This window comes from Vibrio sp. Isolate34, from assembly GCF_022397915.1.
In the GTDB taxonomy this organism is placed as follows: domain Bacteria; phylum Pseudomonadota; class Gammaproteobacteria; order Enterobacterales; family Vibrionaceae; genus Vibrio.
This window is the reverse complement of the sequence record NZ_JAKEUO010000010.1, coordinates 13,427-35,313: the sequence shown is the minus strand read 5'-3', so window position 1 is coordinate 35,313 and position 21,887 is coordinate 13,427. Positions and strand designations below refer to the sequence as shown.

The following is a 21,887-nucleotide window of genomic DNA, read 5'->3' as shown; positions in this document are numbered from 1 at the left end:
AGAAGACAAAAATTGCACTAAATGTACCAATGCCTTGCTGTCACGGCAAGGCATTGAAGTATAAACATGGACTGAAACCCGCAATTTCTTACAGATTCCTAACTTAAGGGGCAAAAATTATATTATTACTGACCTGTTAAGCCACTTTCCCCTCGGTAGATCACACGATCGTTACCGCGGTAGATGCCAAATGTGACGACGGTGGAGGGATCTTCATCGCCTAGTTGGCGCCAATTGTATTGCAACCAAGGTTGATCTTCGTAATCTGTCGAACATGATATGTCATTTTCGCCCGTCTTCTTGCTTGGTTTCGAATCACCCATTCTTAACCATAGACGGACTTGCTCACGCGGCGTATCTGTACCTGCAGGCGTATTTTGATTCGCGGTGACCTCTTCCTCACCATCATCTACGCTGCCACTGCCGTTAAGCGAAGCTAACGTGGTTATCGCCCCGTCACTGTGCCAAATCACTTGTTTACAAGCTTTTGAACCATCAAAAGTACTGCGATTATCATCTTCATTAACAACAAATTCACTGCCATCCCAGAACTCAGCTCGAAGTGGGATAGTTAAGGTAGTACCGGAATTGCCACCAATGTCGTCAAGCGCCATTCGGCCATAACGAGCTGGAGGCTGAACCGGAAACTCGACAGAATCAGTCAAAGTATCAGAGTCAGTAAATGAAACAGGATCACCTCCTGCAACAGCCAAGCCAAAGTGGGTAATAGTGGAGTTAGCATCTGACGTATTAAACGGTGCATCTCTGCGGCTAACATCATCCGAATCCGTAACTCGCTGAAGAACAGCGGCACTATCGTTCAACAACCAATGCTTACGATCATTAGACCAAGTGCCTGCCTCAGTATCCAGTAAGAACTCGTTATCGATAGCTGTGTCATCTAGAACACCAAATTTCGCCTGTAAGTCTGAATGAAAGAAACGATAATTGCTGAGCGCGTTGCCGACACTGCTTTCACCAGATGCCATTGGATACACTTGATGAATGCTTGAATCATAAGGCTGACCTAAATAAGCAATATCGTTTTGATTCGCGACATTCCATTCAGGATTCTCTTGCAGGAAGTACTTTGGATAGAAGCGGCCAATTGATTTACTTCCAGAGAAGCCGCCAAGAATCTTGCCGTAAAAGCTGCTCGAGTCTTCGGTCACTTCAAAATTTATACTACCAACTTCTGAATACTTTAAACTTTTGAATTTATAACCATTATCATTAGGGCTAATATCGGAACTAGACTGAGTCAGTTGGCTACCAGGCTCTAAGCTACCAAGCACTGCACCATTATTGCTAGGTGTATCCAGAGTATGAGTTGCAACGACAGCACCAGAGGACAGCAAATAGTTTTGTGTTACCAAGCTATTGTTACACGAAGGGTTAGTGTTACTCGAGAATCGAATAGGTTTAGCAAACACGTCAAACTCTTCCCCTGCAGCAGCAAACGCACTTCCACTACTACTGTTTCCATCAGAATTGTTGCTCGTGCAGATGGCAAATTTCCACGGACGAGAGTACACAGAGAAGCTCCCTTCAACATCATAACTCCCGTCTTCTGGGCAGCCAGCGAAACCAGTACAATCAAAGCTACTATCTTTTAAAGTGACGTTGAAAAGCCCTGACTCAGAGATAGTTAGGTCAGTTGAGGCGCTACCTTCTTCGAACTCAGGTAAATAAATCAAAGAGCCATCGGATCCACTCCAAGAGCTATCAAGCTCGTGAGCAATGGTAACTTCATCCCCAGCTTCACCTGTATAGTTTTCAGCAACAACAATCGAGTCACCAGAGTCACATGCTAAAACTTTTGTGACTGTCGGTGTTGCCTGCCCCGCAATGGCCTCCAAACGATTTGTCAGGTTATCACCATCCACTAAAGAGAATTTAAATGGTACAAACTTGAACTGACTTTCAACCTCTTTGCCAGAATCATCGACTAATGTCGCAGTTAGCTTATAACCTGTATCAAAATCAATATTAGCAGTATCTTTAGCGACAACTTTTAAAGTTAATTCACCATCGTCATTTGATACATAATTAGGGTAAGAACCTGAACCTTGAAGTACAGAAACGTCGAATTCATCAGCGTCTGGCGTAATACCTACGGTAACGTCTAGACTTTGTGCCACACCATTGTTAGAGGTATTAATAGTAAATTGAGGAGAGTCGTCGCCACACATCAAGGCGAGATCGGTTGCGGGAGAAATTTCTATCTCGTAATCATCCGAAGGTTGAAAACAATGATTGTCAGTCGCAATAATCTTAGAAGTATTCCTCAGGCTGATAGCCTTAGCAGTAACTGCACCATAGACCGTTGACTGGTTACTCATAATGACATCAACTTCGCTATATAAAAGACCTCTAAACTCACTCTGGTTGGCAAAGTTAACATTAGAATTCTGCAATGCGTGAATAAAAACGACTAATTGCCCATCACCTTCTTCACCGAAAAATGAATCATTATTACTTAAATTCACTCTTCCTATATGGATAATAACTTTTTCTCCATCAGGGATTATGACTCTCCCTGCGTTATTAATATCCAAACTACCGACCCAATATGTGCCGCTATAAAATGTTACAGAACCTTTTCCAACACTTAAACTTCCTATTGATTCACTGTTAGAAAACTCTGCATCATCCTGCCATACATTTACAGTCTCCAGTCCATTATCAGGAGATTGGAAGCTTTCTAGTTCTTGCTGATTAACCAACAATCCTTCTTCACCATAACACTCTGTACCATCACAAGCGCTCTCCTTCTTATTTCCTGTTATCGTATTTTGAGGAAACCCTATATACCTCTTTCCATTTGATACTAACGCTCCTTCTATACCCTCCGATGTATCCAACAAAATATAAGTATTCTCGTTATTTTTCCATGTTTGAGCTGGCGAAGGAAATAACTGACAAATTTCACTCGTTGGCGGCTTATCAAATAGAAAGTACGAATAAGGCTCGACAACGTGAGCACGTTCATCATCTCGAGCCATGTCTTCTTCGTTGATTAAAGCAACACCCGTTTTCGATACTGAACAACGTCTCAGCCAGCCGCCATTGTTACCATTACGTGTACGCTTTGACGCGAGCAATGTCGGGATACCCGAAAAGCCAGAAGCTGAAAAATCTTGTACAAGCTGACAACCTTCTGTGATTGGTTTGATAACCCTATCATCGATATTCAGCGTATTTGATGTTGATCCTTGGCCAAGCCAAAATTTCTGTCCATTTATAAACCCTTCACCTAGCCCTGCGACAAAAGCAACTTGTTCATTACGAGCAAGCTGAGCATTAGATGAAACTTCTGAGCGATCGAGGACTAGATTAAATGAACTTGTTGTCGGGTTTAGAGCAATTGGGGTTAACCAAACAGGAGCGCTACCTTGCATATTGCTCAAGCTTTGAATCTGTACTAAAACGCCCGGAGAAGAGCTAAAGTTGGATGACAAGCCAAAATCACTGAATTGCACCGATTTACTATTATTAGCTCCACCACCAGCATTTGAATAAGTACGGTTATAATCAATGGTTCCTGCAACTAATTTCGCCCCACTATCAAATTCCAGAACGCCTGGTTCAATGACCAAATAGTCAATATTTTCCATCGGAGCATCAACGTACTCCACTAAAGGATCGCTGGTATTGGTGCTGCATCGCCACTGCCCATTGTTATTCTGTTTCAAGCGAACACATGCCGCATCATGGGGTGGAAGTAGTTGTTTTATTGTTGCTTGGCTCGATGAAACAGACCAAACACGGAGATCAGAAGGGTATTCTGTCGTCTTACTATCAAAGTTTGAACGACTCGCATTCACCGTTGACATGACAAACACCAAAGGTGCTGAATCATAGCTTTTTTCAAACTCAATAACACACTCTACTGTGGGTCCGGATATCTCACATTTATCGGCTGGAATCGTTCCAAACTCAAACTGAGGGTTAGTATTAACATTAGCTTGAACTAATGGAGATAATAAAAGCGCAACGAATAATATTAAACAATGCTTTATCATAATGACTCCCTCACCCAAACTTCTTGAATACGCTGTACTTGGTTGATACCTGAACCACAAATGGCTGTTGATTCAATTTTGAAAAAGCCAACGCTATCTAAAGTTCCAATCTGGCTACAAGTTAATTCTTCAACGGTACAAATCGTTGACATACCACTGCTCACTTGATTTGAATTTAAATTACCACACACTGCACTAACACTTGTTGAAACCGCGGGAGATACAGTTAATGGATAAACTTGAGTGAGTGCCCACTCATTTGCAGAATGCGCTAATAGCCAAGCCTGTGTACCAAGTTGTTTGCGGGTCAAGGTATCGTGGTTTGACCATTGAACTTGGACTAACGAAGTCGCAAGGAAGCCCATCACCACAATAACAAATACTGCGACGATCAAAACACTGCCTTGTTGAGATGATTTTCTATGGCGCATTGAGTACCTGCACATCTTGTTGGTAAACGCTTACTTCACTGTTTTGCTCAAGCACAAGGTCGATGTGAATCACACCACCTCTTTGTAAGCTTGGCTCTTCGTAACGAAAATTACTTTCCGCATAATTGATACTATCCGCCACAGTAACTCCATTGCGCTGGATTAGACCTTGATTTTGAATGGTGTCATTAACAAGACAATAGCTCACATGACTATTCTGATCATAAACGTAGTGTCGTTTAGCGGGAGATTCGCTAGCTAGGCTAACTACAGGCACACTAAAAGCATTGTTATTTTGTGTCGCACCTGACACATCGATACGTTTACTTGATATTGCAGCAAGATCATTGAAGTTAGTTGGATTGATAATAATGTAATCATCATTATCTAGAGTCGGAGAATCTTGTCCAACGATGAAATCAAGCTTATTGTTAGCTTCATCAAAGTAATAAAAGCCGGAGTATTTGATTGGATAAAACGTTAAACACTTTTGAGTAAAAGCAGAAACTGGCGTAATGCTAGTATCAAAACTATTGGGGACCGCATGGCTGATTTCTCGCGACATTTTCTCAACAACAAATTGGCCTTTTACTTGTACTTTTTGACGATCAATAGTCTCAACATAGCCTTTCATGCCGTATTCAACAAAACCAGCGATTGCGAGGCCAATGACGGCAACCACAAGAATGGTGACGATCATTTCGATAAGAGTAAAACCACGTTGTTTCATTAGTAGTTCCCCTTGTAAGCAACCAAGCTATAACGGTTGTTACCACCAAAGATCTGTATCTCAACACGCTTCATCGTGCCAATCGCATTATCATTAATTCCGTCCATGTTTTGATCATAAAACACCGACACTTCGACTCTGAAATTGGCATAACTGCCTTCAATATTTTCATCTAAGATATTGGATAATGGGTACTTGGGCGATGAAGTACAGGCTGACTCGGTGGTATCTGTGTACCAACAACCGATATAGTCATCTACATCGTTAAAAGCTGCGGGCGTTGCCTCTGAGCCATCAACGCCAAGTTCATTCGGAGTAGAACAAGACGTAGCACCTGCATCACCACAACGTATAAGACCGCCATCAAAATCACTATGCTCGTCAAAACCACGTGCCAATATTTGATTCATCAAACTCTGGCCTAAAGCGACTGAACGGTTTTGATACTGTGGGTCAGCTGAGCTTGCCACTTGTGGTGTTAAAAAGCTGGTAATTGTGACCATCGCAATGCCTAGGACGATAATCACAACAATACTTTCAATCAGAGTAAATCCACGTGAGCGAATCATAAGCAAGTTCCCTCTCGTACATAGCCCTGAGAATTAATACAGACTTGGGCGCTATTACTCGAAGTGGTTGAGTTAATCGTAATATTTACCCCAGAGCTCACCGAAGGGTTACCCAATAAGTCAAAGTCGATAATAGTATTCGCAGGAGAAAATGTAATATCTGACTCACGCACATAATCACTGCGCGCGTCAGCTTGTGATTTTTGAGCACTATTCGAGAAATTTAAACTACATGCCGAAACCGAACCTAAGCAATCACTATTAATAGCAAGGCGAAAGCTGTCATTAGCAGCGGAAACATTCGATTGCATTCGATTGACTTGGATTTGGCGAATGACTGAGATGGCTTGCTCTTGTGCAGAAAAAGTAGAGAAGCTAGAAGTACCAACGAAGCGACTTGCGGCAAAAGTAGAAACAATACCGAGAATAATAATAACTATGATCAGCTCTACCAGAGTAAAGCCTTTAGGTACGGTACTGCTATCCATAATGAGCCTCTAACTGCCTAGCGAATACTGATTATATAAGATAACGAAGCTTTCGATCTTATGTATATGAATAGTTTTGATATTTATGTGCTTCGGATACACAAAAGGCCAGCGGGAGCTGGCCTTTTCCACTTAAAATCTAAAGGTTACTCACACGCGCCATTTACCGCATCATCACCAGTAGGGCTTACAACTCGGGCTGTAGCTTGTGCTGCTGATGTTGCAGCTGTATAGCGTACACATTGAGCTGTGTAACCTTCAAAACCATAGTCAACTGTAGCGCCTGCACTAACAGAACCATCAGCAAGATACACGAAACCATCCATATCGATTGCTGCAGCGATACCTGCTGAAGTAGCCGTTGGGTAACCCCAAATAGTCTGAACACCTTCAACAGTAACAGGTGTACTTGAAGTTTCGTCGCCTTCAATTGCAGCTTTACCAAATACAATGCCTGAAGCGCCATTCATAGCACCAGCTAAACCTTGAAGCGCAGACTCTTTCGCATCATCTTGCAGGTTTAGGAAACGTGGTGCCGCAGTTACAGCAAGAATACCTAGAATAACAATTACAACCACTAGTTCGATTAGGGTGAAACCGCCTTGTCTTTTCATAGTTAAGCTCTCTCTATGTTTAATTTTACGCAGACTTACTGCAAAGTTACGGTCACACGACCAGTTTTAATTTCGTAAACAAATTGGTGCTCAGTATTACCTTCTAATTGAATGTAAGTACATGTTGCATCACCAGAATTCGCTTGCGCTGAATATTTGTAATTGGAGTCACTAGCAACATCTGAAACCGCACCTACTTTAGGTGGATTTTGCAGTAAGTTTTCCATTAGTTCAGAACATGTTTCATCTGAAATTTCTTGTGGCGCGGTACTAGAATCATTATTCAGAGTCCATGGGTAGCCATCTCGAAAGTCGGTATCGACATTGCTACTGTTCTTTGATCTTGTTAACCAAAAATCAACACCATCATAATTTACAGTATTGTATGTTTCAACACCTATCTTCTCTGATGGTCTAGCTTCTGCTTCCCATTGCGCTCTAGCCGACAAAACTGCGGTCGCAAAGCCACCAGCAACGCCTTCAATGCTTGATTTCTTAGCTTCATCTGTCACATCGAGAAAGCGAGGTAAAGCCGCTACCGCCAATAAACCAACGACCACAATCACTATGACTAATTCGACAAGGGAGAAACCCTTTTGATTTTTAAGCATTTTCTACCTACCCATCTAATTATTAACGCGCATTATACATTCGCGTTCGTATAAAACCATAAAAAACCTGTCAATATTTTCACAAAGCCAAAATATTGGCTTTCACACTAAACCTTTCTCTTTCGAGTAAAATATCTATCTGATATTTATCAGTATAATGATAAGTACAGTGAAAGTGTATGTTATCGCTTTTATCTTCAACTCTTGGAGAGCTTAGCCCTAAAATGCGCCCTTGGGGATATAATTGATCCAGCCAATAACTGCAGTCTCGTTCAGAGCCCTGAATTGGCATTATCCACCCTGTTCGGCTGTAAACTTTTGGTCGTTCCGAATCGTCCTCTCGCTTAGCCCCCATTAACAAATACTGTTGTTTGAACAGGTTTGCTTGCTCAAGAATTCGTTTGCTCGCTACGATAAATGCCGTATTAGTCGCTTCTTCTTCTACCGTTTCCCATGCAGAAAGTAATCCAATGACAAGAAAAAGGATAACCACACTCCAAATAACAAAACGTGATCGCTGTAGGTTATTTAGCATTCCTCAGCCTTTGATTGCATCGAGCATTCCCCACATTGGTAGGAAGATACCCAGAGCTAAAACCAACACCATACCAGCAACGATAACCAACAAAATTGGTTCGATTCGAGCGGTTAGGGTTTTCAGATCATAATCGACTTCTCGATCATAATAGTCAGCCACTTCAAGCAATAGCTCATCGATACGACCCGTCTCTTCACCGACTGAAATCATTTGTATCACCAGCGGCGTAAAAATGTCGCTGTTAATCGCGGTAGATGATACGGTACTGCCCGCTTCTATGGCCGACTTCATAGCTTGAACTCGAAGTTCTAGAAAACGGTTATCCAAAGCCTCAGCCGATAAAGCTAATGATTGGTTAAGTGGCACGCCCGCCTTTAACATCAAAGCAAAGGTACGTGAAAAGCGCGACAATAGTGCTCGATTCACAACGCCACCGATCACTGGCATCTTCAAACGTAATCTGTCCCACTTCTCTAACCCGTTGTCTGTCTTTACCCAGGCTTTAAAAGCAAAAATAAGGCCAAAGATCACTCCGAGCATTAAGCCCCAGTAATTCACAAAGAACTCCGACATACCAATCAAGATACGAGTAGGCAGCGGCAGGTCAACTCCGAAACGTGCGAACATGCTCGAGAACTGTGGAATAACCTTGATGTTAAGAATGAACATCGCAATCAAAATAAAGCTGATCACGAAGGTTGGGTAACGCATCGCGGTCTTGATTCGCTTACGAGTCTCAACTTCCTGTTCGTAGTATCCAGCCAACTGAAGCAGAGCCTGATCTAAACGACCCGTATTTTCACCAACACCGATCATCGAAACAAACAACGGGCTGAATACCTTTGGGTGCATCTGCATTGATGCCGCTAGTCCACGACCATTAGTGAGCTCAGCAACCACTTCTTCAAGAGCCGCTTTAAGCTGTTTATTTTCGCAATTTTGAGTGAGGCCTTTCATCGACCTTAGTAGTGGTACGCCCGCTTTAGTTAGACTGTATAACTGTCGACAAAATAGAACCAACACCTCAAGAGGGACATTCGGCGTAAACAGGCTAGATACATCCATATCTAAGACTGAACCACCACTTTTACCCAGCTTGATTGAGGTTGGAATGATCCCCTTACTCATCAAGCTTTCAGCAGCGAGATCTTCGTTATTCGCATCCAACTGACCAGTAACTTGACTGCCATCCGAACTGCGACCTACATAACGATAAGTTGGCATATCACTCTACCTCTACAGATAAATTGGGTCAGTTGCACCGGACGCATCGCCTTCACCGAGGTGCATTATCTCGTCGAGACTCACGACACCTTGTAAAGCCAATTCCATCGCAGAAGCTAAGAGCGGTTTGTAGTTTTCAGACTGTCTCGCCGTTTGAGCAAAACCAACGGCATCATTGGCTCTAAGTGCATCCATCATGTTTTGCTCTAGCTCCAACATCTCGAAGACACCAATACGGCCACGATAACCCGTTAGGTTACAGTTCTGACAGCCACGCCCTTTCATAAATGGCACACCAACCTGATTTGGGAAGCGAACGCTCAACCATTGCTTGCGAGGTTCATCTAGCTCATCTTCAACCTTACAGTCGTTACACACTTTACGAACCAATCGCTGCGCTACTACCGCTCGCACAGCGCTCGCTACCAAGTAACCTGGAGCACCCATATCCATCATACGCAGTGCGCTGTCTACCGCATCATTGGTATGCAACGTACTTAGAACTAAGTGACCCGTTAATGCCGCTCTGAGGCCTATTTCTACGGTTTCATGGTCACGCATCTCACCAATAAGAATAATATCGGGATCCTGACGAAGGAAGGTTCTTAAGATCGTAGAGAAATCGAGATGAATTTTAGGGTTCACCTGAACTTGATTCACACGGGGAAGACGATATTCCACCGGGTCTTCTGCGGTAATGATCTTTTTACCCGGTTCGTTCAATTCACTTAACGCACCGTACAAAGTGGTTGTTTTACCTGAACCTGTAGGGCCGGTAACCAAGATCATGCCATGCGGACGACGTAACTGTTGGCGAAGGCGAACCAGAAGATCACTCGGGATACCCGACGACTCCAGTTTACGCAAACCAGCAGATTGGTTAAGAAGACGCATCACCACAGATTCACCGTGCTGTACCGGCATAGTCGACATACGGATATCGACAGATTGGCCTTTCGCTCGAATATTAAAGCGACCATCTTGAGGAAGACGTTTCTCTGAGATATCGAGGTTTGCCATCAGCTTTAAGCGCAGTACCAGAGCAGACGCGATATTGACTTCGTTTAACAAGGTTTCATGCAACACACCATCTATACGCTGGCGAAGGCGCAGTACATTTGAGTCTGGCTCGATATGAATATCGGAAGCGCCAACTTGAATCGCATCTTCAAACAGTGAGTTAATCAGCTTAACAACCGTAACTTCGTCGCTGTCTTCTTCGGCAATATCAAAATCGAAAGCTTCATTAACTTGGTGTTCGGCGTGAAGCTGCTCTGCAAATGAGGCAATCTCTTTGGTTCTTCGGTAGTAACGATCAAACCCCTCAACTAGTTGCCTTTCTGGGGCCACGACGAACTCAAGTGCGTAATCACCTAATTGACCAAGCAAAGACTCTTGTGCAAATAAGTCCGCAGGATCACTCATTGCAACACGCAAAGTGTCGCCTTGACGTCCGATAACTAAAGCACGAAGACGACGAGCGTGTACTTCAGGTAAAAGCTGAACCGCTTCGATATCAACAACAGCGCGACTTAAATCGATAAGTGGAATAGCTAACTGCTGCGACAAAAAGCTCAGCATTTGCTGTTCTGACAAGAAGCCAAGCTCGATCAATGCATCACCTAGCTTACGGCCAGTACTTTTTTGAGAGGCAAGCGCTTGTTCCACTTGAGCCTCGGTAATAATGCCCTCTTCAACGAGCAAATCACCAAGCCTTTTTCTTAATCTAATTTGCATCGCTACTCTCCTCTAAAGCATTGATTATTTTTAATCGATCTCGCACAAAGCTTTGCGATTGAGATGAGATGCCGACTCTGACTAACGCACCTTGGTAAGATTGTTTTGCCGCGGTAAAATCGAGCTGTCGCTCTTGTTGGATAGCCAAACCTAACCACCAGCGAGCATTATCCGAGTCAACCTCAACCAGTTTTTGATAACTCTCTAATGCAATCTCTTCTTGTTGAGATTTTTGGCTCAGCGCGGCACGCATCGCTAAATAGTCCTGAGTTGGATTAGGCGGTAAATGTATCAATGGACTCAAAGCCGCTTCTGATTGATCCGCTTTAACCAGCAGTTTTGATAAACCCAAACGCAGCTTTTCGCTGTTGTTATTGAGCTTGATGCCAGATTGATAAAGTTCGTAGGCTTTACGCGTATCACCTTTACCAAAATAGAGAATCGCGAGCTTCTGACGGACATCTTCATTCCTCGGGGCATAGCGAAGCGCTTCGTTATAGCCTTTCAACGCACCAGTAAGGTCGTTCGCATCAAGCGCTTTCTGAGCTCGACCTTGGGCATTAATAGAAAGTTGCTCAGACGTTAACTCCACCTGCTCAATCATTATTCCGCTATTTTCTGAATCACCAGACGCTTTGGAATCATTAGGGCGTGGCTTGGCATCTTTTTTAGCCACACTAGCAACATAGATTGGTTTTGCGACTTCCTCTTTAGACACGTTTTGAGATTTAGAGGTTGCTTGAGGCTTTGTCACGATCTGAGTCGGTGCAACAACTGAATCAGGCTTAGCAGACTTAGTTTGAGTGCTTTTAACAATCGTCGTGTTGTCAGCTGAAAGGTTCGCAGAATCTAGCGTCACTAACTTCTTTGTTGGTGACGATACAAGTGGAGTCACTACCGTTTTCGGCTCATCTTCAGAGCTATCAACAACAGAAACTTGAACGTCCCGAGTTGATATTGAGCTATCGACAACAGGGCCTTGTGAAATCGCCCAGCCGCCCATAGCTAAACTGAGTGTAAAACCCGTAGCCACCCAAACGAAAGGAGAGCGTGTTTTTACTTTCGGCACGACTGCAGCTTCAATTGCAGTCGCTGATTTTTTCTTTGCCAATTCAGACAAGGCGTTATTAATGACGCTCATAATTAATTCCAACCCCACAGTATTGGCGTTTTAAATTTAGGCTTACACACATCGTAAGTTTCGTGCATGGCGGAGAACAGGTGCTGATTGTCGATACTTTTCTTATCTTCACTGAACGAGAGCAAAAGAGCCTTATGGCACAACTGATTTATCAACCTTGGAATACCCAATGAAGAACGACAAATCGCCTTTTTTTGATTCAAACTGAACAGTTCAGGGCTACCACCAGACTTGGTTATCCGATTATCAATGTAAGCTACCGTCTCATCGAGAGTCAGCGGCCTCAGTGTCGAACTGAATGTGATTCTTTGACGAAATTGTCTTAGGTGGTACGCCTCTAATCTTGAGTCCAATTCAGGTTGCCCAAGTAACACTATCTGAAGTAATTTCTTATCTTCTGTTTCAAGGTTGCCGAACAGCCTTAAGGTTTCAAGAGCCTCATCGGATAGAGCTTGCGCCTCATCCAGTATAGCGACTACTCTCAAACCCGAGTTGTGTAAATCAATCAACTTATGCTGAATGTTGTCGACTAAAGTGGCTTCATTATCGATGGTCAAATCAAGCTCTTTAGCGACAGCATGACGTAAATCAGCTCCAGACAACACAGGATTTGGCAAATAGATTAACGCCGTACAATCCTTTAAATGATTAACCAGCATCCGACAAACCATGGTTTTTCCCGTGCCGACTTCACCAGTAACTTTGATTACGCCCTCTCCCATCTCTAACGCGGAGATGACCGTTTGAATCGCCTCAAAATGAGGTGCCAAACCATAAAAGAAATCAGTATTCGGTGTTAACGTAAATGGCAGTTGTTCAAAACCAAAGTGAGCTTGATACATACGACGACCTAGCTTAGTGAGACACTGCCACTCTATATTGAGAAAATAAGCATTTACTCTTCATCAGGGAACCACTCTTGAAGAAGATCACGAGAGCGTTCCAACTCATTTTGCCAAGTATTCACACCCACGATCGTTGGTTTAAGCAAGATCACAAGCTCAGTTTTTTGAGTCAACTGATTGGTATTACGGAATAAATGACCTAATGCAGGGATGTCACCTAGGAATGGGACTTTAGACGTCACATCACTGGTGTTGGACTTCATCAAACCGCCAATAACGACCACATCACCGTCTCGAGCTCGAATCACGGAGTCCGATTCACGAATAGAGCTTTTCGCCAAAGGAAGTTGCACCACACCCGTTGTTGAACCTAGGTTTAGCTCTTTCACTTCTTCTTCTACTTCAATAACAGCAGGGTGAACATGTAGGAACACGCTACCTTTATCGTCTATCTGAGGAGTCACATCTAAAGAGATACCAGAGAAGAACGGCGTTAACTCAACCTCCGGCGCAACATTAGCATTGTCACCACTACCCACCGCGCTTGATAAGTCCGTCACATAGTATTCGTCTGTACCAACCTTGATCACCGCTTTCTGGTTGTTTGCAGCCGTTACGCGTGGGCTAGAGAGAACATTGAGATCACCTTGAGTATCCATAAAGCTTAATACAGCTTCAAAGCTACCGTCTGAAATCGTTACGTTGGTTTGTCCGCCTAACAAAGAGCTGATGGCATCCAATGGAGGCAATGTTCCACCTGGTCGGTCAATAACAACACCACCACTACCAATCGACTTAGATAAATTCGACCAGCTAATACCTTGTTGGTAACCATCACTCAGGGTAACTTCCATGATTTTGGCTTCCAAGATAACTTGGCGTTGCAGACGTTTCTGAGAAATACCTAGGAACTCACGAACCTCACGGATCTCATCCGGGTAAGCGCGTACGGTAATCACACTCGCTTGCGGTGTAACCACGACACTTTGCCCATCACCAGAACCAATCAAGTGAGCAACCGCCGCTTCAAGCTGTGGCCAAAAATCACTTTCAGATGTGGTTTCAATCTCTGTACCACCATTCGATGTCGAGTTTGATGTGTTAGAAGAGTTTGATGAATTCGACGAGTTAGAGTCTGAGCTTGAAGAGCTCGACGAGCTGTTGTCCGAATTGGAGATCGTGCCTGTTGTGATCGTCGTCAATGAACGACCAGAACGCTTAACTTGTAGGTAATCAACAGGGATCGTCACCGTGCGAAGGCCTGCAGGGTAAACCTGAATCACCTTGCCACGCTTTTCGATATCGTAGCCATACATGTCTTGAGCAACAGCCAGCACTTCATCTAACGTTACATCGGTTAGATTAAGCGTAAGGTTTCCAGATACGCTTGGGTGAATAGCGGCGCTGTATTCTGTGCCTTTCACTAAGCTAGCAAAGAAGGTTCTCGCTTCAACACCTTTAGCCTGAATGCGAAAACGCTTAACCGTTTCCATTCCTGGCGATACAGAGTCCGAATCGAGTTGAGGCATAAGATCATCTTGTACGGATGAAGGAAGCTCATGAAGCGCTTTACTGTTAGCTTCATTGATTGATTCGTTCAAAGACTCTTTTATCTCAACGGGATCGCGATGTCCCATCGAACAGCCGACTAAAGATGACACTAGGATTGCTACTACAAGTTTACGCATGTCTTCACTCTAACCTTAATTATTCTTAACATCTAAAGAGAACATCTCTAATTTCCACTGCTTAGAGCTTCTCTGCAGAGTGACGTATTCTGGATCTATGTTTTTAACTCGGTACCCTCTGATCGTTTCCCCTTGACCGAGAATCTGACCATTCATAATCGCATAACAAGGTGTATCACCCTTGCACACGATGCTTTCTAAAGAAGGTAAGCGATATTGAACTGGCGCCTTTTTTGCTGGCGCCGTTTTTTGTTGAGGTGAAAGCCAACCTAATGGCGCCGTTGGATCTTGCTCAGCCCACACAAGGGAACTACTAAACAGCAAGGACAACAATAGAGTTCTAACCACCGATAAACTCCTGTCTGGTACCAAGTGTGTAAACCTCGAACACAAGTCGAGCTTTAGGATACTCTTCTACTGAATACTCAAATGTACGCCAGTAATAACTCACAGGAAGAGACTCAAGGGCTTGAAGATAAGCTGAAATATCAAAGTAGCTGCCTGTTAGTTCCATTCTCACAGGGTGAAGAAAGTAGCCTGAGTACTCGCTCGTCTCTTTATTATTTGAAATCGCTTCTGGCTTTAGTGATTCCAAAGATTCCAACTTAAGTCCATGGCCAGCATTGAGAACACTTTCCAATAACTGTGACATTTGAGAAGGCGTGATCAGTCCATCGACAATCTCTGACAGCTGAAGCGAAAGGTCTTGGCTTTCTACTAGTAGCTTCTTGTACTCAATATTAATCTCTTTGTCTGGGTCTTTGTTCAACTTTGCTTGAAGAACGAGTAGCTCACCTTGTTGCCTTTGATTTGACTGCGTCAGGCTCATCGATTTAGCGTTTTTCGCTTGTAAGTCCAGGTATGCCGGCTCAACCAATAAGGTGAATACAAGCATTGATAAACCGACAAAGCCACACACGAAAAGTAGCCATTTTTCTCTTTGGCTTAATGCAAGAAACTTATCGCTCAGCTGGTCCCAATGCTGCATTATTTGCTCTCCCTGCGAGTACTTAACTCGAACGTCACCACATCTTGATCATTACGACCTATTTTGAGTTTTTCAAAAGTGCGGCCAACCAAATTAAGTTCATTTTTAAACTGACCAATCCAGTTTGGAACGACATTAGCATTACGAGCTAAACCACTAAGATCTAAAGTATCGTGAGTCATATAGATGTGCGAAAGAGAGATGTCATTTCGGCCTAATGTAGCGAGGGAATTCATGACGCCAGAATACCCGACTTGCTGGGATTCGTCGTATTGCCCAACCGCCTTCAACGCCTCTTTTTTTGCTTGAGTCTCACGTTTGAGACGGGCAACAGCGGCGACTTTCTCCGGAGACGGTTTATGCTCAGTTAGCTTACTCTTCAACTGGTTAACTTGCTTATTAACTTGATTGGCGTCATGTTGTAAAGCTGTTAGTTCTTCGTCCAAATTCGATATTTGGTATTGCATCACAAAGTAACCGCCAAGAAGCAAGGCACAGACAAGCCCCCAACTCGCGACCACATTCGTTAATGTGAAATATTCTTTTTTCGGCTTGAGGTGTTCAGGGTAAAGATTGACGTTAAACGCATCTTTTTCAGCAGCGAGCTTAACTAACAAGCTTTCAGAGATTTCGCGCTCACCTTCAACGAGCAAAGAAACCGTTGAGCTCAGTGTATTGTTTAACGCACTTTGTAATTCTGCTTCATCCTCTTCATCACAACAGATCTTCAACTGATGAAGTTGTGTGCCTTTGATTTGAGAAGAAAGGTAATCAATCGAACGCTGGAGTTCTAAAGCAAGACCATCTAGCTGCAGTGCGCTGGATGCAACGCCCGTTAAAGGTGGTACCACACTGCGAATGGTTCTTTGGAAGCAGACGGTATTCTCAACAAACGCACCCAACTTAAAGTGAGAGTTGGAGCTGCGTTGTAAAAGTATGAAATTAGAGAGTTCGCCAGCACTATAGCCCCAGATCTCATCTTCAGGAGCAACACCTTTAAGCTCTACTTGCGCTGAATTAGTAATGTTTAAAAGCTTATCTAACAGCTTTTTAGGTAAAACATACACTTGCAGTTTGTTTGATGTCGGCAGTGCTACCGCGCTTGCCGTAATCTCAGTCACTCTTTCAGCGACAAGATCTTTCAATAAAAAAGGCAGGGCAACTGGCCATTCGCTCTCTGGAATGTCCGGTTTATCAATTTGGTAGGTTTGGTAATAGTTAGCGCAGACTATCAATTGAAGGCTACTGCTGGTAAAAGCTTCACTGTTAAGCGATTTTTTTAGTGCACTTTCCCAGTCCCCGTTTACTACAGGGATGTGAGTGACTTGAGATTCTTGCTCTGTCGATGAAATATAAACAGCATCATTGCCCAACATAACAACTTGCGAGCAGCCTTTATTATTCGTTGGCTTTATCTGGTCTAAAATCGCTTTAAAATTCATGCTTAACTACTACTCTTGCGCCATCGATTTCTTCGACCAACTTTTACAACAGATTCAGCTTTCACTGTCTTTTCACCTTGGTGAGGCAAAGGAATAATTTGTTGCTCTTCGTCGAAATATCTCCCTTGATAGCCATTAATGCCTAACTCTATCAAGGTATTCTTTTCTTGTTTTGTCTCGACCCCAACCGCGATAACTTGGGTTGGAGAGTCACCGCATGCCCCTATTAAACTTCGGACAAACAGCTGGTTCTCATGCCTTTGATCGATTTTCTTAATTAAGCTCCGATGAAGCTTAATATAATTAACCTTCAAATCCTTTATATAGTGCGTGCTAACTATGGTTCGCCCCGCTTGGCCAACAATGACTTTACACCCTAATCCTCGCAGCATCTTTGCCACCGGTCTCATATAATCAAGATGAGCAATAAGGTGACCTTCTGGAAATTCAAAAGCGAGCTGAGAGCGATGCTGAGCTGAGAGTTGTAATAACTCGCTCCTAAACCACTTAAAATGCTGTTTACTCGCAAACGGAGTGACATTCAGGTTCACCGAGTAGTTAATCGATTGAGTTGACTCTTTCAAAGATTTCAACAAAACCTTCAACACGGATTGGTCCATTTGAGCTTGATAACCCACTTGCTCCACCGCAGGCATAAATCGAGACGATTTCAATAAACCTTTGTCTGGATCCTGAATTCTAGTGAATATTTCTCTATGCAATTCATTAGCTTGACCTAATTCCGACATAAGGTAACACCGCTGAGCAAAGATTACCAAATTTTCAGGAAGTAGAGCTTTGTCGAGTAATGTTCTCCAACGGACGCTGCCTCTATCAAGCTCATTTTTATTCTGTTTAGGGTAACGGCTCCAGTTGTTAATGCGTTCCAACTGAGCACTCTTTAGTGCGGTTTCCGTTTCATCCATAATCTGGCTATGACGCTCACCCTCGGTATACATGGTCACGCCGATATGACACCAGTTATCAGACTCTAATGGCTCCGGTGGAGTTAGCTTATCTAACTGCCTTAAACATTGAGCTGCCAAGGTCGCAATATCTTTGGCTCCCTGATGCGGGATAAATACCGCAAAGTCGGCTTCGTAATAACGGGAGAAAATAACGTCAGGATAGCGCTGAACAATATTCGATAAGACTTCACCGACTTCAATAATAAAGCCGTCGGTCACTTGCTTGTCATTAGCATCACGAACTTGTTCCCACTCATCGATACGTATTAACAGCACACCACCACGAGTACCACTTTCGTGCAGTGCAGATTCAAGCTTGTTATCAAATAGAACTCGGTTGGCTGTGCCAGTAAGTTTATCTAAGAAAGTATGAGTACGAATGAAGGTATCGAAACGGCTACGCTCTTGGCGTGCATCTTTCAGCTCTTCAATCAACACATCGAGCGCTTCACTTGCCGTAAAGGGCCATTCCCGCTCATCGCCTTTGGCATGTGCTTCAACTTGCCCTGCAAGGATCATCCTTCCGCGCTCTTCCAGCATTTCAGAACCCATTAACTGATCTTTCAACCATCGAACACCACGAGCCAAGCAGAAGATGATCAAAGCAACCGCTAAAGTAATCGACCACATCGCTTCTATTGAGTAGTTGTAACCAATATAAGGCGGCAATGCTTTGAATTCGATTTGGTAACCTTCATTACGCTCTAACGTAAAGCTTTTCTCATAGAGGCGATTCGGATCAATTTGTGGAGAAGTATCTTTGAAGCGGTAAACAATACCCGTCTTATTTGAGAGTTTCATCTCAACAATATTACTGGCCTGCAACATCTTAGGCATCCAACGCTGCATTGAATACGCAGCATCTGGATCTTCCATTTCTTTATCTACAACGTCGACTATTCCCACCAAATAATGGTCTAAATATTCCTGCCCGATGCGCTTGAACGAAAGGGTGCCACCTATAAAAAGAATGAACATCGCACTGATAACTATCACCGTGACAAATGCTACCAATCGGGTGCTCAATTTTAGTGTGGGGGTATATCTCATGAATAACGAAATCCTTTTCAACTCACATTATACCGTATTGCTACTTATACTATAAATTGACGTTGTAAATAAAGCGTTAAGAATTATAGGTAACAAAAAGCCGCGATGAACGCGGCTTTTTCCAATTTAATACTGTCTTTATAATATATTAAAAACAGGGCTCAGAATGGGATGTCATCATCAAAATCCATCGGTGGCTCATTATATTGAGGTTGAGCCTGCTGAGGAGCTTGTTGTTGAGGTGCTTTCTGCTGTTGAGCAGGAGCACTGTATTGTTGTTGCTGCTGTTGTGGCTGTTGTGGTTGACCCCAACCACCTTGCTGTTGGTTGTTACCCATACCACCTTGAGCAGGAGCACCGCCTTGAGCACGGCCACCAAGCATTTGCATTACACCGTTGAAGCCTTGAACAACCACTTCAGTTGTGTAGCGATCTTGACCGCTTTGGTCTTGCCATTTACGAGTTTGAAGTTGACCTTCAATGTAAACTTGAGAACCTTTACGTAGGTACTCACCAGCAACTTCAGCTAGCTTGCCAAACAGAGCAACACGGTGCCATTCTGTTTTTTCACGTTGTTCGCCAGTTGCTTTATCACGCCATGACTCTGACGTCGCAATGGTAATGTTCGCTACCGCGCCACCATTAGGCATGTAACGAATTTCTGGGTCATTACCTAGGTTACCCACTAATATAACTTTGTTAACTCCACGGCTAGCCATGATTTGCTCCGTCTAAATTCATAGTCTCAGAAAATTTTAGCGCACAAGAATAGCATGCTTTTCTACAGTGATAAATCGCATTCCTATTCTCTCCTCACTACAAAGAATAAAAACGTAACAAATCATGATATTCAGAGCGATGTTGCTTTTTTCTCCACTTACAAACCACTCATTTACTTTGGGAATTGATATTCAACGCAAGTCACTACTATTGCACTAGAGAAGCTAAAGCCTGCATGACAACGTGGAATCTAATTCCAATTAAACAGGACGTTTCAATGAGAAAATCTCGATACGCTCGCACTTTGCATTTTCTGTGCATCGACCCAAACGACAACTATTTACATGTAAAAGAGATAGAAAAACACCTGTCTATCACCTTGTATAAGATGACGCCAGACGACCTAATGTTAGTCGATAGAAAGCAGAGTAATCGCATTCTTCTTGTCGACTATAAAGAAGTACCAAAGCTATTGGCTATCTGCCCTAATTTGACCGTAATGTGGAAAAACCATGAGATCATTTTGTTTAATGTTCCCCAGCAACTGCCGACCTCAGAGCTTTTAACTTACGGTGTATTAAAAGGACTGTTTTATAACACTGATAAAAAAGACAAAATTGCTCATGGTTTACAAGAGGTAATCGATGGCGATAACTGGCTGCCAAGAAAGGTCACCAGCCAACTGCTGTTTTACTACCGTAACATGGTCAATACCAACACAACGCCAACCAATGTCGACTTAACCATTCGAGAGATTCAGGTTATTCGCTGCCTTCAATCCGGTTCATCCAACACACAAATCGCCGATGACTTATTCATTAGTGAATTCACGGTCAAATCCCATCTCTACCAAATATTTCGTAAGTTAGCGGTTAAAAATAGAGTCCAAGCCATCGCCTGGGCTAACCAGAACCTGCTTGCATAATTGATCCGCCTCTTAAACTGACGATAATTTTGAGGGAAGCTCTAATAAACCATAGGTATTGTTGCTGAATTTTAGACATAACTTATGCTAGAGTTGCCCTCAGAAATATCAACCACTCAGGTTGAATCAATAATTATTATAGATAAAGGGTCTTATCATGATCAAAAAGTGCCTTTTCCCGGCAGCTGGCTACGGTACACGTTTTTTACCTGCAACTAAGTCAATGCCGAAAGAAATGATGCCAGTTGTGAACAAGCCGCTGATTGAATACGGCGTAGAAGAAGCAATCGAAGCTGGTATGGACGGAATGTGCATTGTTACTGGCCGCGGTAAGCACTCAATCATGGATCACTTCGATAAGAACTACGAGCTTGAGCACCAGATCAGCGGCACCAATAAAGAAGACCTTCTAGTCAATATCCGTGAAACGATTGAGGCAGCAAACTTCACTTACATCCGCCAACGCGAGATGAAAGGTCTAGGTCACGCTATCCTAACGGGTCGTGAGCTTGTGGGTGATGAACCGTTCGCAGTTGTGCTTGCCGATGACCTTTGTGTGAACGAACAACAAGGCGTGCTGGCTCAAATGGTTGCACTATACAAGCAGTTCCGCTGTTCTATCGTTGCAGTACAAGAAGTACCAGAAGAAGAGACACATAAATACGGTGTTATTTCTGGCGAGATGATAAAAGACGATCTTTTCCGTGTCGATGACATGGTAGAGAAACCAGAACAAGGTACAGCACCAAGCAACCTAGCGATCATTGGCCGCTATATTCTGACTCCAGATATTTTTGAGCTGATCGAACAGACTGAACCAGGTAAAGGCGGCGAGATCCAAATTACCGATGCATTGCTTAAACAAGCAAAAGCGGGCTGTGTATTGGCTTACAAATTTAAAGGCCAACGTTTTGACTGTGGTAGTGTTGAAGGTTACATCGAGGCAACAAACTACTGCTTTGAAAACCTATACAAAAAAGACCAAAAACAAGTTGAGCTAGGCAAACACTCAACACAAAAAGAAGCATAACGACTACCTAAGAAGTAACGTTTCAAATTTTAAAAGGGTGACTCTTTGAGTCGCCCTTTTTTGTTTACTGTTTTTTTATCCAGTAAAACTTTGCACAAATCTCACTCTATGTAATACTTTAGC

Annotated in this window: 20 protein-coding genes; 2 read left to right on the top strand and 18 right to left on the bottom strand. The window is 43.2% G+C overall.

Annotated elements, in window-relative coordinates:
• Positions 1-125: 125 nt before the first annotated feature.
• From L1D22_RS12305 to L1D22_RS12220, 18 genes are all read right to left on the bottom strand, one after another.
• Positions 126-4,025, bottom strand: a complete 3,900-nt coding sequence (locus L1D22_RS12305) for a DUF6701 domain-containing protein (protein WP_239830025.1) — start codon at positions 4,023-4,025, stop codon at positions 126-128.
• Entirely contained in the window at positions 4,022-4,456 is a 435-nt protein-coding gene (locus L1D22_RS12300; RefSeq protein WP_239830024.1) for an MSHA biogenesis protein MshP, read from the bottom strand. The genes L1D22_RS12305 and L1D22_RS12300 overlap by 4 nt, the downstream gene beginning before the upstream one ends.
• Entirely contained in the window at positions 4,446-5,186 is a 741-nt protein-coding gene (locus L1D22_RS12295) for a type II secretion system protein (RefSeq protein ID WP_239830023.1), read from the bottom strand. The genes L1D22_RS12300 and L1D22_RS12295 overlap by 11 nt, the downstream gene beginning before the upstream one ends.
• Positions 5,186-5,755, bottom strand: a complete 570-nt coding sequence (locus L1D22_RS12290) for a type II secretion system protein (RefSeq protein WP_239830022.1) — start codon at positions 5,753-5,755, stop codon at positions 5,186-5,188. The genes L1D22_RS12295 and L1D22_RS12290 overlap by 1 nt, the downstream gene beginning before the upstream one ends.
• Positions 5,752-6,243: a prepilin-type N-terminal cleavage/methylation domain-containing protein gene (locus L1D22_RS12285; RefSeq protein ID WP_239830021.1), complete on the bottom strand. Its 492-nt coding sequence runs from the start codon at positions 6,241-6,243 to the stop codon at positions 5,752-5,754. The genes L1D22_RS12290 and L1D22_RS12285 overlap by 4 nt, the downstream gene beginning before the upstream one ends.
• Positions 6,244-6,389: 146 nt before the next feature.
• On the bottom strand, positions 6,390-6,857 hold the full coding sequence (locus L1D22_RS12280) for a prepilin-type N-terminal cleavage/methylation domain-containing protein (RefSeq protein WP_239830020.1): 468 nt from the start codon (positions 6,855-6,857) through the stop codon (positions 6,390-6,392).
• 35 nt (positions 6,858-6,892) lie between these two features.
• Positions 6,893-7,468 carry a prepilin-type N-terminal cleavage/methylation domain-containing protein gene (locus tag L1D22_RS12275; protein ID WP_239830019.1) on the bottom strand — a complete coding sequence of 192 codons (576 nt, stop codon included), beginning with the start codon at positions 7,466-7,468 and terminating at the stop codon, positions 6,893-6,895.
• Between the two features lie 79 nt (positions 7,469-7,547).
• Entirely contained in the window at positions 7,548-8,003 is a 456-nt protein-coding gene (locus L1D22_RS12270) for an MSHA biogenesis protein MshF (protein ID WP_239830018.1), read from the bottom strand.
• A gap of 3 nt (positions 8,004-8,006) precedes the next feature.
• Positions 8,007-9,230, bottom strand: a complete 1,224-nt coding sequence (locus tag L1D22_RS12265) for a type II secretion system F family protein (RefSeq protein WP_239830017.1) — start codon at positions 9,228-9,230, stop codon at positions 8,007-8,009.
• Positions 9,231-9,242: 12 nt separating this feature from the next.
• A complete protein-coding gene (locus L1D22_RS12260) occupies positions 9,243-10,967 on the bottom strand; it encodes a GspE/PulE family protein (protein WP_239830016.1) in 1,725 nt (574 codons plus the stop codon).
• Positions 10,957-12,108, bottom strand: coding sequence for a tetratricopeptide repeat protein (locus tag L1D22_RS12255; RefSeq protein ID WP_239830015.1), 1,152 nt, complete (start codon positions 12,106-12,108; stop codon positions 10,957-10,959). The genes L1D22_RS12260 and L1D22_RS12255 overlap by 11 nt, the downstream gene beginning before the upstream one ends.
• Before the next feature lie 2 nt (positions 12,109-12,110).
• Complete coding sequence (locus L1D22_RS12250; RefSeq protein WP_239830014.1) at positions 12,111-12,950, bottom strand: AAA family ATPase; 840 nt, start codon at positions 12,948-12,950, stop codon at positions 12,111-12,113.
• A 53-nt stretch (positions 12,951-13,003) separates the two neighbouring features.
• On the bottom strand, positions 13,004-14,641 hold the full coding sequence (gene mshL, locus L1D22_RS12245; protein WP_239830013.1) for a pilus (MSHA type) biogenesis protein MshL: 1,638 nt from the start codon (positions 14,639-14,641) through the stop codon (positions 13,004-13,006).
• Between the two features lie 15 nt (positions 14,642-14,656).
• On the bottom strand, positions 14,657-14,989 hold the full coding sequence (locus L1D22_RS12240; RefSeq protein ID WP_239830012.1) for an MSHA biogenesis protein MshK: 333 nt from the start codon (positions 14,987-14,989) through the stop codon (positions 14,657-14,659).
• On the bottom strand, positions 14,982-15,629 hold the full coding sequence (gene pilO, locus L1D22_RS12235; RefSeq protein ID WP_239830011.1) for a type 4a pilus biogenesis protein PilO: 648 nt from the start codon (positions 15,627-15,629) through the stop codon (positions 14,982-14,984). Before pilO ends, L1D22_RS12240 begins: the two co-directional genes overlap by 8 nt.
• The gene (locus L1D22_RS12230) at positions 15,629-17,071 is read right to left on the bottom strand and encodes an MSHA biogenesis protein MshI (protein WP_239830010.1); all 1,443 of its coding nucleotides are present in this window, start codon (positions 17,069-17,071) and stop codon (positions 15,629-15,631) included. The genes pilO and L1D22_RS12230 overlap by 1 nt, the downstream gene beginning before the upstream one ends.
• Before the next feature lie 2 nt (positions 17,072-17,073).
• Positions 17,074-19,089, bottom strand: coding sequence for an RNase E specificity factor CsrD (gene csrD, locus L1D22_RS12225; RefSeq protein ID WP_239830009.1), 2,016 nt, complete (start codon positions 19,087-19,089; stop codon positions 17,074-17,076).
• Positions 19,090-19,250: 161 nt separating this feature from the next.
• Positions 19,251-19,808 carry a single-stranded DNA-binding protein gene (locus L1D22_RS12220; RefSeq protein ID WP_176680828.1) on the bottom strand — a complete coding sequence of 186 codons (558 nt, stop codon included), beginning with the start codon at positions 19,806-19,808 and terminating at the stop codon, positions 19,251-19,253.
• 278 nt (positions 19,809-20,086) lie between these two features.
• Between L1D22_RS12220 and L1D22_RS12215 the strand changes: the two genes are divergently transcribed.
• Complete coding sequence (locus L1D22_RS12215) at positions 20,087-20,734, top strand: LuxR C-terminal-related transcriptional regulator (protein WP_171349531.1); 648 nt, start codon at positions 20,087-20,089, stop codon at positions 20,732-20,734.
• 157 nt (positions 20,735-20,891) lie between these two features.
• Positions 20,892-21,764 (top strand): UTP--glucose-1-phosphate uridylyltransferase GalU, encoded by an 873-nt coding sequence (gene galU, locus L1D22_RS12210; protein WP_017630757.1) that lies wholly within the window; start codon positions 20,892-20,894, stop codon positions 21,762-21,764.
• Positions 21,765-21,887: the final 123 nt, after the last annotated feature.

Coding starts and splice junctions, on each gene's coding strand:
- L1D22_RS12300 (WP_239830024.1), bottom strand. CDS start 4,456: ATGCGCCATAGAAAATCATCTCAACAAGGCAGTGTTTTGATCGTCGCA.
- L1D22_RS12260 (WP_239830016.1), bottom strand. CDS start 10,967: ATGCAAATTAGATTAAGAAAAAGGCTTGGTGATTTGCTCGTTGAAGAG.
- L1D22_RS12265 (WP_239830017.1), bottom strand. CDS start 9,230: ATGCCAACTTATCGTTATGTAGGTCGCAGTTCGGATGGCAGTCAAGTT.
- L1D22_RS12280 (WP_239830020.1), bottom strand. CDS start 6,857: ATGAAAAGACAAGGCGGTTTCACCCTAATCGAACTAGTGGTTGTAATT.
- csrD (WP_239830009.1), bottom strand. CDS start 19,089: ATGAGATATACCCCCACACTAAAATTGAGCACCCGATTGGTAGCATTT.
- L1D22_RS12255 (WP_239830015.1), bottom strand. CDS start 12,108: ATGAGCGTCATTAATAACGCCTTGTCTGAATTGGCAAAGAAAAAATCA.
- L1D22_RS12230 (WP_239830010.1), bottom strand. CDS start 17,071: ATGAATTTTAAAGCGATTTTAGACCAGATAAAGCCAACGAATAATAAA.
- L1D22_RS12250 (WP_239830014.1), bottom strand. CDS start 12,950: ATGTATCAAGCTCACTTTGGTTTTGAACAACTGCCATTTACGTTAACA.
- L1D22_RS12275 (WP_239830019.1), bottom strand. CDS start 7,468: ATGCTTAAAAATCAAAAGGGTTTCTCCCTTGTCGAATTAGTCATAGTG.
- mshL (WP_239830013.1), bottom strand. CDS start 14,641: ATGCGTAAACTTGTAGTAGCAATCCTAGTGTCATCTTTAGTCGGCTGT.
- L1D22_RS12290 (WP_239830022.1), bottom strand. CDS start 5,755: ATGATTCGCTCACGTGGATTTACTCTGATTGAAAGTATTGTTGTGATT.
- L1D22_RS12215 (WP_171349531.1), top strand. CDS start 20,087: ATGAGAAAATCTCGATACGCTCGCACTTTGCATTTTCTGTGCATCGAC.
- pilO (WP_239830011.1), bottom strand. CDS start 15,629: ATGCAGCATTGGGACCAGCTGAGCGATAAGTTTCTTGCATTAAGCCAA.
- L1D22_RS12295 (WP_239830023.1), bottom strand. CDS start 5,186: ATGAAACAACGTGGTTTTACTCTTATCGAAATGATCGTCACCATTCTT.
- galU (WP_017630757.1), top strand. CDS start 20,892: ATGATCAAAAAGTGCCTTTTCCCGGCAGCTGGCTACGGTACACGTTTT.
- L1D22_RS12220 (WP_176680828.1), bottom strand. CDS start 19,808: ATGGCTAGCCGTGGAGTTAACAAAGTTATATTAGTGGGTAACCTAGGT.
- L1D22_RS12285 (WP_239830021.1), bottom strand. CDS start 6,243: ATGGATAGCAGTACCGTACCTAAAGGCTTTACTCTGGTAGAGCTGATC.
- L1D22_RS12270 (WP_239830018.1), bottom strand. CDS start 8,003: ATGCTAAATAACCTACAGCGATCACGTTTTGTTATTTGGAGTGTGGTT.
- L1D22_RS12305 (WP_239830025.1), bottom strand. CDS start 4,025: ATGATAAAGCATTGTTTAATATTATTCGTTGCGCTTTTATTATCTCCA.